13 protein-coding genes are annotated in these 12,609 nt (G+C 57.0%); 12 read left to right on the top strand and 1 reads right to left on the bottom strand.

Annotated features, from left to right (window positions below):
- The first annotated feature begins 8 nt into the window (after window positions 1-8).
- The 6 genes from tmk (at window position 9) to AU182_RS10380 (ending at window position 4,902) form a co-directional block, all read left to right on the top strand.
- Window positions 9-647: a dTMP kinase gene (gene tmk / locus AU182_RS10405; protein WP_066964590.1), complete on the top strand. Its 639-nt coding sequence runs from the start codon at window positions 9-11 to the stop codon at window positions 645-647.
- Window positions 644-1,687 (top strand): DNA polymerase III subunit delta', encoded by a 1,044-nt coding sequence (locus tag AU182_RS10400; RefSeq protein ID WP_227718220.1) that lies wholly within the window; start codon window positions 644-646, stop codon window positions 1,685-1,687. Before tmk ends, AU182_RS10400 begins: the two co-directional genes overlap by 4 nt.
- A 175-nt stretch (window positions 1,688-1,862) precedes the next feature.
- Window positions 1,863-2,216: a PilZ domain-containing protein gene (locus tag AU182_RS10395; protein WP_066964578.1), complete on the top strand. Its 354-nt coding sequence runs from the start codon at window positions 1,863-1,865 to the stop codon at window positions 2,214-2,216.
- A gap of 189 nt (window positions 2,217-2,405) precedes the next feature.
- Window positions 2,406-3,182: a TatD family hydrolase gene (locus tag AU182_RS10390; protein WP_066964575.1), complete on the top strand. Its 777-nt coding sequence runs from the start codon at window positions 2,406-2,408 to the stop codon at window positions 3,180-3,182.
- Between the two features lie 28 nt (window positions 3,183-3,210).
- Complete coding sequence (locus tag AU182_RS10385; protein ID WP_193754325.1) at window positions 3,211-3,843, top strand: dUTP diphosphatase; 633 nt, start codon at window positions 3,211-3,213, stop codon at window positions 3,841-3,843.
- Window positions 3,844-3,921: 78 nt separating this feature from the next.
- Window positions 3,922-4,902 (top strand): malate dehydrogenase, encoded by a 981-nt coding sequence (locus AU182_RS10380; protein ID WP_066964573.1) that lies wholly within the window; start codon window positions 3,922-3,924, stop codon window positions 4,900-4,902.
- A 188-nt stretch (window positions 4,903-5,090) separates the two neighbouring features.
- Here AU182_RS10380 and asnS read toward each other — a convergent pair whose 3' ends face one another.
- The gene (gene asnS, locus AU182_RS10375; RefSeq protein WP_153039208.1) at window positions 5,091-6,491 is read right to left on the bottom strand and encodes an asparagine--tRNA ligase; all 1,401 of its coding nucleotides are present in this window, start codon (window positions 6,489-6,491) and stop codon (window positions 5,091-5,093) included.
- Window positions 6,492-6,826: 335 nt separating this feature from the next.
- On the opposite strand from asnS, the gene AU182_RS10370 reads away from it, so the two are divergent.
- The 6 genes from AU182_RS10370 (at window position 6,827) to AU182_RS10345 (ending at window position 12,584) form a co-directional block, all read left to right on the top strand.
- Window positions 6,827-7,363 carry a DUF2244 domain-containing protein gene (locus AU182_RS10370; RefSeq protein WP_066964571.1) on the top strand — a complete coding sequence of 179 codons (537 nt, stop codon included), beginning with the start codon at window positions 6,827-6,829 and terminating at the stop codon, window positions 7,361-7,363.
- Between the two features lie 164 nt (window positions 7,364-7,527).
- Window positions 7,528-8,004, top strand: a complete 477-nt coding sequence (gene bcp / locus AU182_RS10365; protein WP_066964568.1) for a thioredoxin-dependent thiol peroxidase — start codon at window positions 7,528-7,530, stop codon at window positions 8,002-8,004.
- A gap of 475 nt (window positions 8,005-8,479) precedes the next feature.
- Window positions 8,480-8,926, top strand: a complete 447-nt coding sequence (locus tag AU182_RS10360) for a helix-turn-helix domain-containing protein (RefSeq protein ID WP_066964560.1) — start codon at window positions 8,480-8,482, stop codon at window positions 8,924-8,926.
- Between the two features lie 133 nt (window positions 8,927-9,059).
- On the top strand, window positions 9,060-9,392 hold the full coding sequence (gene yajC / locus AU182_RS10355; protein WP_066964558.1) for a preprotein translocase subunit YajC: 333 nt from the start codon (window positions 9,060-9,062) through the stop codon (window positions 9,390-9,392).
- Between the two features lie 158 nt (window positions 9,393-9,550).
- Window positions 9,551-10,582 carry a D-cysteine desulfhydrase family protein gene (locus AU182_RS10350; protein WP_066964555.1) on the top strand — a complete coding sequence of 344 codons (1,032 nt, stop codon included), beginning with the start codon at window positions 9,551-9,553 and terminating at the stop codon, window positions 10,580-10,582.
- 340 nt (window positions 10,583-10,922) lie between these two features.
- Window positions 10,923-12,584: a sodium:alanine symporter family protein gene (locus tag AU182_RS10345; protein ID WP_066964553.1), complete on the top strand. Its 1,662-nt coding sequence runs from the start codon at window positions 10,923-10,925 to the stop codon at window positions 12,582-12,584.
- Window positions 12,585-12,609 lie beyond the last annotated feature (25 nt).

Genomic DNA, 12,609 nt, shown 5'->3' with positions numbered 1-12,609 from the left:
GAGATTTCATGTCACAACAATCTTCAGGCAAGTTTATTACCCTTGAGGGGGGAGAGGGGGTCGGCAAGTCGACCAATCTCCAGTTTATCACCCGCTGGCTGGAACACCGCGGCATCGATTACGTGCAGACGCGGGAGCCCGGGGGCACACCCCTCGCGGAGCAGTTGCGTACACTCTTGCTGGAAAAGCGAGACGAAGCGGTCGACCCCACAGCGGAACTGCTGATGGTATTTGCCGCGCGTGCGCAACATCTAAACGCGGTCATCAAGCCTGCGCTCGCCGCCGGTAAATGGGTAGTATGTGACCGTTTTACCGATGCGACCTACGCGTACCAGGGTGGCGGCCGCGGGCTCGATTGCGCGCTGATTGCGCAGCTAGAGCAAACCGTGCAGGGCGCACTTCGCCCGGACCGGGTTCTCCTGCTTGATCTTGACCCTGAGATCGGCCTGCAGCGGGCGGCATCCACGGGCGCCGCGGACCGCTTTGAGAGTGAGCAGGCGGCTTTTTTCCGCAAGGTGCGTGCGGCTTACCGGGCGCGTGCGGACGTCGCCCCCGAGCGCTATGCGGTGATTGACGCTTCACTGCCTCTGACAGATGTGCAGGCCCAGCTGGCGCGTGAGCTGGAAAGCATTGCGAGCGACCAATGAGCAAAGCATCCGCCAAGCCGGAAGTCCAACCTGTGACGCCAATGGCGATACCGTCACCTCTCCCATGGCAGGCGGCGCAATGGCAGCGCCTGGGCGCCCAGTGGACGGCCGGACGTTGCCCGCATGCGTTGCTGGTCAGCGGCCAGCCCGGGCTGGGCAAGCGGCGGTTTGCCGATGCCTTTGCCGCTTTGCTGTTGTGCGACCAGCCGCGGCACGGGCTGGCCTGTGGCGAGTGCCGTGGCTGCCAGCTGCGTATCGCCGGCTCCCATCCGGACTTCATCCGAGTGCTGCCGGAGAAACCGCAGGGGCCGCTCAAGGTTGAGCAGATCCGCGAGCTGGGTGAGTTTGTTGGTCGCACGAGCGCGCGGGAGGGCGCGCGTGTGGTATGGCTGGCCCCCGCCGAGTCGATGAATATCAATGCGGCGAACGCGCTGCTGAAAAACCTTGAAGAGCCTTCCGCATCGGTGATTTTTCTGCTCATCACCGATAATCCCTCCGGTCTGTTGCCCACGATTCGCAGTCGCTGCCAGACCATCGCGTTTCCGGTGCCCCCACAGCAGTCCTCACTGCGCTGGTTGAGCGATAGCGGTGTAGAGGGGGAGCTTGCCAGTAGCGCGCTGACACTTGCCGGTGGGGCGCCCTTGTTGGCCGCGAGGCTCATGGAGCCGGAGGCCAAGGAAGTGCGCGATCAGTTTCTCGCCGATATTACGGCGCTCACGCGAGGCGATGAAAACCCGGTCACCCTTGCCGCACGGTGGGAGTCACCGGGGGAGGGGGCCGATCTCAATCTGCTACTGCAATTCTGGCAGAGCTGGATCGGTCAGATGTTGAGGGTACGCAGTACGGATCAGCCGGCGGATGCCCCGGTGATGGCCTTGCTGCAGCGATTGCCGGGTGCCGGGCCGGAGAGTCAGCGTCCCCTGTTTGCCTTCTATGACCACCTTCTGAAGGCCCGCGGGCTGCTCTCGGGTAGTGGAAACCCGAACAAGCGCCTGCTGATGGAAGAGCTGTTGATCCGTTGGGCTGCGCTTTTTCGCTAGCATCGCCGGTAGTGCGCTGTGCTGGTAACTTGCTAGACAGGGTGTGCTTTGGCGGGTAAGTTAGCCAACGGGTTGAGCGGTGAGGTTGCGCTCTTTTCGGGATACTGGCTTTGCATAAAAAAACGACAATGCTGAACCAGACTAAAGAACGGATGTTTACTAAACGGGGTTGATTATGAAAGGTATGGGGGGCGGTGCCCGCAACGGTATCCTGTCACTGAAAATCCAGGACAAGTCCGTGCTGTATGCGGCCTATATGCCATTCGTCAAAAACGGCGGCCTGTTTATTAACACCGACAAAAGTTATGGCCTCGGCGATGAGGTTTTCCTGCTGTTGAGCCTGATGGATGAACCAGAAAAACTACCGGTGGCCGGTAAAGTAGTATGGATTACCCCGGGTGGCGCCCAGGGCAACCGTACACCGGGTATCGGCATTCAGTTCAGTGACAAGGAAAACACCGCGCAGAGCAAAATAGAAACACTGCTGGCCGGTTCCCTGGAATCCAGCCGACCGACGCACACCCTGTAACCCGCGCCCTTCGGGGCGGTGGCTCCCCGTAAAGCCTGGTGTCGAACCGCGCGCACCAGGCGGTGTATCTGTATAATTCCCCGCGTTCATTTCCGGCCGCTTCATTCGCGCCTTCGTGGCCCGGACCAACCGACCGAACACCAACTGAACCGAACACCAACTGAACCGAACACCAACTGAAAAAGTATCATGCTGGTAGATTCTCACTGTCATCTCGACAGGCTCAAACTCGACAAATTTGACGGCGATCTGGACGACGTGCTGGCGCTCGCGCGCAGTCGTGGCGTGGGCAAGTTCCTCTGTGTCGGTATTAGCCTCGACAATATGGACGATGTGGTCGATATCGCGGCGCGGTACGACGATGTGGTCTGCTCCGTGGGCGTACATCCCCTGGATGTGGACTCCGGGCTGGCGGATGTCGAGAAATTGAAGTCGCTTGCCACCCGTCCGAATGTCGTGGCGCTGGGGGAGACCGGGCTGGATTATTACCACAGCACCGAGACCAAAACGGTGCAGCAGCAGAGCTTCATTGCCCACCTGCAAGCCGCCGCGGAGGTGTCGTTGCCGGTTATCGTGCATACCCGGGATGCGCGCCAGGACACCATCGACCTGATTCGCGAACACGGTAGCCGGGAGCACGCGGGTGTACTGCACTGTTTTACCGAAAGCTGGGAGATGGCGAAGGCCGCCCTGGATCTGAATTACTACATTTCCCTGTCGGGCATCGTTACCTTCAAGAATGCAGAAGAGCTGCGCGAGGTCGCCAGGCAGGTGCCTCTGGATCGGTTACTCGTGGAAACCGACTCGCCCTACCTGGCGCCGGTGCCGTATCGGGGCAAGCCAAACATTCCCGCCTACGTGCGCGAGGTGGCCGAGTTTATTGCCGAGCAGCGAGGTATTTCCTATGCAGAGCTGGCTGCGGCCACCACTGAAAACTTTTTCCGACTCTTTCCCCGCGCCGTCTGAAAAGGCGCGGCTTAACCAGGAAGCACTTATGTTGCAACAGCAATTGCAGACCATGCTGGCGCTGCAGGACGAGATCAATACGCTGGTCAATGATCGCTGGCGCGAGCAGAATTTCGCATGGTACCGGGCAATCTGGGTCGAAAGTGCGGAGCTGTTGGACCACTACGGTTGGAAGTGGTGGAAAAAACAGCAGCCTGAGATGGAGCAGGTCAAGCTGGAGCTGGTGGACATCTGGCACTTTGGGCTGAGTCTCGAGCTTCAACAGGGCAGCCCGGAGGCCGTTGCCGAGAAGATGCAGCAGCAACTCTCTGCCGAGCAACCGGTTGCCGGTGACTTCCGTGAGAATCTGGAAGCCTTCACGCTGAATACCCTCTCCAGTAAGCAATTTGATCTGGTGGGCTTTGCACAACTGCTGGCCGATTGCGCAATGCCGTTTGAGGACTTGTATCGCCGCTATGTGGGCAAGAATGTACTTAACCGCTTCCGCCAGGATCACGGTTACAAAGAGGGAACTTACGAGAAGCTGTGGGCGGGCAGGGAAGACAATGAGCACCTGGCGGAGATTGCCGAATCTTTAGACAGTGCAGAAGAAAATTTCAGCAGTCAGCTCTATTCAGCGCTGAAACAGCGTTATCCGGGGCCCCAGAAAGATTTGGCCTGACAACTTGCGACCAAAGGATAATGAAATTAATTTGTCAGGCCCTATAATGCGGGCGCCTGAAAACAACGGAGATACATCGTGAAAGCACCTGTTCGTGTTGCAGTTACCGGCGCTGCCGGTCAGATCAGCTACTCGCTGCTGTTCCGCATCGCTTCCGGCGAAATGCTGGGCAAGGATCAACCAGTTATTCTTCAGCTGCTGGAAATCACTCCCGCACTGGAAGCGCTGAAGGGCGTTGCCATGGAGCTCGAAGACTGTGCCTTCCCGCTGCTGGCAGGAATCGTGCAGAGCGACGACGCGACCGTTGCCTTCAAAGACGCCGAATACGCCCTGCTGGTTGGCGCGCGTCCGCGTGGCCCTGGGATGGAGCGTAAAGACCTGCTGGAAGCCAATGCGGCTATTTTCTCCGCTCAGGGTAAAGCCCTGAACGATGTTGCTGCGCGCAACGTCAAGGTGCTGGTTGTCGGCAACCCCGCCAACACCAACGCGCTGATCGCCCAGCGCAATGCGCCGGACCTGGATCCGCGTAACTTCACCGCCATGACCCGCCTGGACCACAATCGCGCGCTGACCCAGCTGGCGAACAAGACTGGTTCTACCGTAAATGACATCACCCACATGACCATCTGGGGCAACCACTCGGCGACCCAGTACCCGGACCTGCACCAGGCCAAGGTCAATGGTGAAGATGCCATGGGCAAAGTCGAGCAGGAGTGGTACGAGAGCGACTTCATCCCGACCGTTCAGCAGCGCGGCGCGGCCATCATCAAGGCTCGTGGTGCTTCTTCTGCGGCGTCTGCTGCCAATGCCGCCATCGATCACATGCGTGACTGGGCGCTGGGTTCCGCCGAAGGCGACTGGACCAGCATGGGCGTCTACAGCGACGGCTCTTACGGCATCCAGAAAGGTCTGATCTACTCCTTCCCGGTTGTGTGCAAGAACGGCGACTGGGAAATCGTTCAGGGCGTCGACATCAATGATTTCTCTCGCGAGAAGATGACGGCGACCGAGACCGAGCTGGCCGAAGAGCGCGACGCGGTTGCGCACCTGCTGCCATAAGCTTTTTACTTTTTAATAAGTTAAAAGCCAAAAAAACCCGCATCTGGTTTCAGGTGCGGGTTTTTTCATTTTGGGTCGGTTGTATCTGGTAGATGCGCCTTCGGCTTATCTACCCTACGGGTATGTGGTTGCCCGTTGCCCGTTGCGCGTAGGGTGGATAAGCGCAGCGCATCCACCACAACCGAACCTCAGAACCTCACATTGCGCGGTGTGCGCGGGAAGGGGATCACATCGCGGATGTTGCCCATGCCGGTGACGTAAGACACGATGCGGTCGAACCCGAGACCGAATCCACCGTGAGGCACTGTGCCGTAGCGACGCAGGTCGCGGTACCAGTCCAGGTGCTCTTTCGGGATATCCATTTCGTCCATGCGCGCATCCAGCTTGTCCAGGCGCTCTTCACGCTGGGATCCACCAATGATTTCGCCAATGCCCGGTGCCAGTACATCCATTGCTGCCACGGTCTTGCCGTCGTCGTTCATGCGCATGTAGAACGCCTTGATGTCCTTCGGGTAGTTGAGCACGATCACGGGCTTCTTGAAGTGCTTCTCCGCCAGGTAGCGCTCGTGCTCCGAGGCCAGGTCGATGCCCCAGGATACCGGGAATTCGAACTTCTCTTTGCAGTTCTCAAGTATTTCGATGGCCTCGCAGTAGTTGATGCGTGCGAAGTCGTTGTCGATGATGTTTTCCAGGCGGCTGATGGCTTCCTTGTCGATGCGCTGGGCGAAGAACGCCATGTCATCCGGGCGCTCCTCAAGCACCGCGCGGAATACATACTTCAGCATTTCTTCCGCCAGGTTGGCGCAATCCGCCAGGTCCGCGAAGGCGATCTCCGGCTCCACCATCCAGAACTCTGCCAGGTGGCGCGTGGTATTGGAGTTTTCTGCACGGAAGGTGGGACCAAAGGTGTACACCTTGGACAGTGCCAGGCAGTAGCTTTCCACGTTGAGCTGGCCGGACACGGTCAGGAAGGTCTCTTCGCCGAAGAAGTCTTCGCTGTAGTCCACTTCACCCTTGTCCGTCAGGGGCAGGTTGGCCTGATCCAGGGTGCTGACGCGGAACATTTCACCGGCGCCCTCACAGTCGGAAGCAGTGATGATTGGGGTATGCACGTAGTTGAAGCCGCGCTCGTGGAAGAAGCGGTGGACGGCCTGGGCGATGCAGTTGCGCACACGTGCCACGGCACCACTGACATTGGTGCGCGGGCGCAGATGGGCATGCTCGCGCAGATGCTCCATGGTGTGGCGCTTGGGGGACATGGGGTAAGTGTCGGGGTCCTCGACCCATCCCACTACAGTGACACTGCTGGCGAGCAGTTCAATGGCCTGCCCCTTGCCCTCGGAAGGCTTGATGGTGCCCTCGATATCCACCGCGCAGCCGGTAGTCAGGCGCAATATTTCGGACTGGTAGTTATTGATGGACGACTCCACCACCACCTGAATCGGGTCAAAGCAGCTGCCGTCGTGAACGGCGAGGAACGACAGGCCCGCCTTGGAATCGCGACGGGTACGAATCCAGCCCTGGACGCGGGCGGTCTCGCCCTCGCGCTGACTGGATTTGAGGAGGGTATCAATGGATTCAACGTGCATGATGGTGCTCTTGTTGTTCGCGTTTGCTGGTGTGGCCTTCCCCAGGGCGCCCGTTTGGTGGCCTGGGTACTTACACGCGGCTATTTATGCAGGTCGTAAACGCGGCTTGTGGTCGCGTACGTCAATAAACGCCGGCATCTTGCCCCCTGTGCGCAGGAAAATCCAGTCCCCGCAGGGCCGCAGAGGAGGGCTAGTGTGACCAGCGGGTACGCTATTCGCCTCTGATTGTAGCTGAACACCCAGGGCGGCGGGACAGGGCGCCTGGGCCCTAAACCCCGTAAAACCGTGACCCTTGGTTCCACGGAGCGCTGTCCTACACTAAAAACATCACAGTGATGGATGAAGTACTCATGGTCAAAGAAGTTGGCGGCGCGCGCGGGCGCCGGGCCTGTATCCTCCTTGCACCCAATCAATCTCTGTCGATGGCAGGGAATTTATGGGTTTTCATTTCCCTGGTTGCGGTATCTCTCGGCATTAGCGTGGCATTTGCCCTGGCCGGCGCGTGGATGGTCATCCCCTTTGCCGGGCTTGAAGTACTGCTGCTCGGCGTGCTGTTTGGTTACGTCTATATGGAAGGCACTCGCCGTGAAGTGATCCAGATCAGTGACGAGCGCGTAGTGCTGGATACCAGCCGAGGCAGCCTTAAACGGCCCGTTTACCACACGGAATTTGACCGCGATAGCCTTTCGGTTTTGGTCCGTATGGGGCCGACCCCGACAGAGCCGTCGAGCGTGACGTTTGCGGGGCCAGAGGGCTGTCTTGAAGTGGGCGAGTTTCTCACCGATGCGGAAAAGGCGGCGCTGGTGGAAAAGCTTGGTCACTGTGGACTGCGTGCGCGCAAGGAGCAGAGTTTTACACTTCAGGATTTCTGACCAGAATTTCTGATCCGGCGATTGCAAACGTCCGCCGCAATGCGCTGCTGCGGTTGTACATCAATTGGATATAATGCGCGTGGCCCGCTTCGGCTTTGGTTGAAGCGGGCCTTTTCATTACAACGCTTTAATCAGAACGCAGAATTGTTAGCAGGGGAGAGACTATGGCACATCCTAAAATCGGCAACCTGGCACCGGTATTTACACTCAATAACCAGAACGGTGAGAAGGTGGCCCTCAAGGATTTCCGGGGCGATAAAAATGTCGTGCTGTACTTTTACCCGAAAGCGTTAACGCCTGGTTGCACCACACAGGCGTGTGGCATTCGAGATATTGCCGCCGAGCTCGAAAAGCGCGATACCGTCGTGTTTGGTTTGAGCCCGGACCCGGAGGCCAAACTACAAAAGTTCATGGAGAAACATGAACTCAATTTTGATCTTTTGGCCGATGAGGATCATAAGGTCGCGGATAAATACGGCTGTTGGGGGCTCAAAAAATTTATGGGCAAAGAGTATATGGGGTTGATCCGCACTACCTTTATTGTCGATAAAGACGGGCGCCTGCAGCACATCATGGACAAGTTTAAAACCAAGACCCACCATGAAGACCTGCTGAACTGGTTGGATGAAAACCTGATGTAATACCGTTGGTTGTTTTTGGCTGTGCCGGCCCGATTCAGATTCGCCAGCGTGGCCGCGGAGTGACCCTTTCGAGCCCAGCGTTGAGTGAGGGCGCCGCGAGGAAAGTAGCGTCATCTGACAGGTGGGGCAGGATTGGGATAATTGCTAGCGTGGCGGCGAGTTCTTTTTGTGCATGACTTAAAAAAATTTCACTGTCGTCCCTTGCATTATCCCGATATGGTCTATACTGGCTTGTGTAAAGGAGCGCCGCTCAACCGTTTGGCCCAGAGCGATTGGGTGTGGTGCGAGGAAGTAGTACATAAAACACTCAATCTGGGTAGGCTTCGATGCCTGTTTTCAAGTGCGCCCCCGCACTCAGGTAGTAGTCAGCAGTAACGTGCATGCACAATATTGCTGGCAGTGGTAAATAGGGACTCGCAGGAAGCGGGCGTAGAACAATAACCGCGGCTCAAGGAACCCATCAAGGAGCAGCTCAATGAACCATATTCAGCCAGACCCGGCTTCGCTCTCAGAAGACAAACCCCTGCAGCAGGCAAGACTGTCCGGAGATCCGAACATTCTCGACCAGTTGCTGGCGCCACCGGAAGCAACCAGTTTCGGTATCGCCGCTCGAGTCATTGACGTGCTGGAACAACGGATTGGAAAGGCATCTCTGGCAATTCGTCCGGTGGCATCTGATCTCAGTATGTCGACTCGGACCCTGCAGCGCCGCTTGCAGGAACATAACCTGAGTTTTGCCTCATTACGCGATCACGTGCGTTTCCGTCACGCCGTACACTTTTTGAAAGATACTGCGTTGAGCGTGGATGGCATTTCCCGCATTCTCGATTTCTCTGACAGAACCAGCTTCACCAGCGCTTTCAAACGCTGGACCGGGATGTCCCCAACGGGCTATCGGCGGCAGGTTCGCCAGCGTTACTAACCCGTCTTCATAACACCCCTCGCATCACGTAATCCAGAGTTCCGGTTAACACCGGTGCTCTGGATTGCCTCATCCTGACAAAGCCGTTAGAGTTGGCCACAGAATTTTTGTTGACTCTATCGAGGTTTAGATCATGGATTTCTTTATTCCTGCTGCAATGGCGCAAGAGGCTGCTCCGGCTCCCCAGAGCAACCCACTGATTACCCTGTTGATGTTCGGTGGCCTTTTTGTATTCATGTGGCTGTTCATTATTCGTCCGCAGCGCAAGCGTCAGAAAGAGCATCAGGAGCTGGTGGGCGGCCTGAAAAAGGGTGATGAAGTGGTAATGACCAGCGGCATGCTGGGTCGTGTAGAAAAAGTGGACGACGACTACCTGATCCTGGAAGTGGCTGACAACATGAAGCTGAAGTTCCAAAAGGTCGCCGTGCACGCGGTGCTGCCCAAAGGCACCATCAAGAACATTTGATCCGGCGCCAGCGCGCGCACTGCGGTTGCACCGTTTAATACTTGTGCAATTTGCGGTTTGCTGAACAGGCAAGCGCGACCAGAGACGAAACCCGGCAATTGCCGGGTTTTTTGTTGAGCGAATACCTGACCCCGTGGCGGGGCAATTAGGGAGGCAGTGTGAAGATTCAATATCCGGCGCGCGAACGGTTAGCGCACCTTCCCACACCACTACAGTCACTGGACAACATCAGTGCGCAGTATTCTCTGCCCTACGGTGGTCCCAAAATCTGGATCAAACGGGATGATCTCACCGAGAGTGCCATGTCTGGCAACAAGCTGCGTAAGCTTGAGTTTATTATCGCTGAGGCCCGCGCCCGTGGCTGTAATACACTGATTACCTGTGGCGGCGAGCAGTCGAATCATTGCCGCGCTACTGCGCTGGCCGCCGCCAAGGCCGGACTAAAGGCGCACTTGATCTTGCGCAAGGAAACCGCCGGCAAGCCCGAGCCGGATGCGGTGCCCGATGGGAACCTCCTGGTGGATTATCTGGCCGGTGCTAAAGTGTCGCGCTACCCACTCCGTGAGTATCTGAAGGACCTTCCGCAGCTGTTTGAATATTGGTCAGCACATTATCAGGAGCAGGGTGACCGCGCATTGTGCATCCCCACTGGTGGCAGTGATGGCCTGGGTATCTGGGGCTATATACTGGCCACGGAGGAGCTGCTCGAGGATTGCGCGGGGGCGGGGTTTCGGCCAGAGCGTATCGTATGTGCCAGTGGTAGTGGTGGCACCCAGGGTGGCCTTACCCTGGGATGTCAGTTACTGGGGAGTATGGCGGAAGTCACTGGTTATGCCGTGTGTGATGACGCTGCTTATTTTGTGGACAAAGTGGCTGAAGATGTCCGCGACTGGCAGCGTCGCTATCCGCAGTCCTTTACCTTTGACGAAAATCGCATACACGTTGTTGACGACTATATCGGTCCCGGCTATGCAATTGCGACGGAAGCGATCTACGAGACCATTGCAATTGCTGCGCAACTGGAAGGAATTTTGCTGGACCCGGTGTATACCGGAAAGGCCTTTTACGGAATGTTACAGGATATCAAGCGCGGACAATTCGCCGACTGTGAGAATCTGGTGTTTGTGCATACTGGCGGACAGTTTGGTGTGTTTCCCCAGCGCAGTGGTTTTCGCAACAGCTGGTCCTAGTGGCAGTGAGAGCAGCCGACCCATACGTAATATCGCTTCATTTGTTGCGGGGCAGGGTGGAAATGCGAGATAAGTTTTGCGACAGAATTGTCTGTTTTGGCAAAATTAATAGTGAAATGTTCAAAGCGTGGCAGAAATAAGGACTATGCTGCTGATAATTGGCGGATTACTGTTCTCACAGGAATGAAGCTGCTAATCTGCGCGGCACTGAGTGGCGCCCGCTATCTCAAGGATGCCTGCACGCGAGTGAAATACTCGCTGGCACGGCGACGCGGGTGTAACTGCGACTACGCCATTCTGGTGGTAATTTAATCAAAAATAATAGGCAGTGGGGGTTGGTTTGGAATCATTCAATCAGTTGTTGTTGTCCCTGGATGGGCTACTGGGCTCGGCGGCCTGGTTTCCATGGGTGCTGTTGGGGGTAGGTTTCTTCTTTACCCTGTACCTTGGATTTCCGCAGGTGCGCTATTTCGGTCACGCGATCAAAATTGTGCGAGGTAAGTATGACAAGCCGAGCGATCCCGGTGACACGTCACACTTCCAGGCGCTGGCCACTGCACTTTCCGGCACCGTCGGCACCGGTAATATTGGCGGGGTAGGTCTCGCTATTTTCCTGGGTGGCCCGGCGGCACTCTTCTGGATGTGGGTCACAGCCTTTCTTGGCATGACTACCAAGTTTGTCGAGGTAACCCTATCGCACAAATACCGGATTAAAGCAGCCGATGGGTTTTATGCGGGTGGCCCCATGTTCTACATGGAGCGGCGCCTGAACATGAAGTGGCTTGCGGTAACTTTTGCCATCGCCACGGTCATCTGCTCTTTTGGTACCGGCAGCCTTCCGCAGGTGAACAATATTGCCCAGGCCATGCACGACACATTCGGCCTGAGCAAAATGGTTACCGGCGGTGTTCTGGCTGTCCTGCTGGGCATGGTCATCATTGGCGGCATCACTCGTATCGCGAAAGTGACATCGACCATCGTTCCGGTAATGGCGGTGCTGTACATTGTGGGCGCGCTGGCGGTTATCCTTTATAACTACGAAAACATCATTCCCTCGTTTTCTGCCGTATTCGCTGGAGCCTTCAACGGAAGCGCTGCCGTTGGCGGATTCCTGGGGGCAAGCTTTGCCTATGCGTTTAACCGTGGTGTGAACCGCGGGCTGTTTTCCAACGAGGCGGGGCAGGGCTCTGCACCGATTGCGCACGCCGCGGCGCGCGCGGATGAGCCGGTATCCGAGGGTATGGTTTCCCTGCTCGAACCTTTCATCGACACCCTGATCATCTGTACCCTCACCGGTCTTGTGATTCTGTCGTCCGGTGTATGGACCGAAAAGCACATGAACCGTTTTGAGCGCGCGGACATGCGTGTGCTTGCCGGCACCTATACCGACAAAGACGAGGCGCACGTCAAGCAGCTGTTCGGATTCCTCAGTGGTCTCGACAGCGAGGTGGAAACCTACACCGGGACGATTGTGGTGGCCGATGGCCAGCCACTGAACAACAATGAGTTCACACTGATCAACTCCCGCTCTGTGGCAGAAGGGGTGGAGTTCCGGGTAGGCGAAGATAACTACTCCGGTGTGCTGAACGTGAGCGATGGCCGGCTGGTCAATCCCAATGTGGAGGTGTGGGGCAACTCCCTGTTGCACTCGGTGGCGTTGACCAACCGCGCCTTCCAGAAAGGCTTCTTCGGCGAGTACGGCAGTTACATCGTGACGCTGGGCATTTTGTTATTTGCCTTCTCCACGGCCATTGCCTGGTCGTATTACGGGGACCGCTCGATGATTTACCTGTTCGGTCCCAAGGCGGTCATGCCCTACCGCCTGGTGTATGTGGTGGCGTTCTTCTGGGCGGCCATCGAAGACACGACAATCATCTGGAACCTCTCAGCGGTGGCGATCGTCTTGATGACATTACCCAACCTGTTCGGTATCTCGATTCTGGCGCGGGAAATGAAAGACACCGTGAAGGACTACTGGAAAGACCCGGAGCATCGAAAATAGCGCTGTGTCACCCCAATAAAAAACC

Source organism: Microbulbifer sp. Q7, assembly GCF_001639145.1.
In the GTDB taxonomy this organism is placed as follows: Bacteria; Pseudomonadota; Gammaproteobacteria; order Pseudomonadales; family Cellvibrionaceae; genus Microbulbifer.
This window is presented reverse-complemented; position numbering and strand designations above follow the sequence as displayed.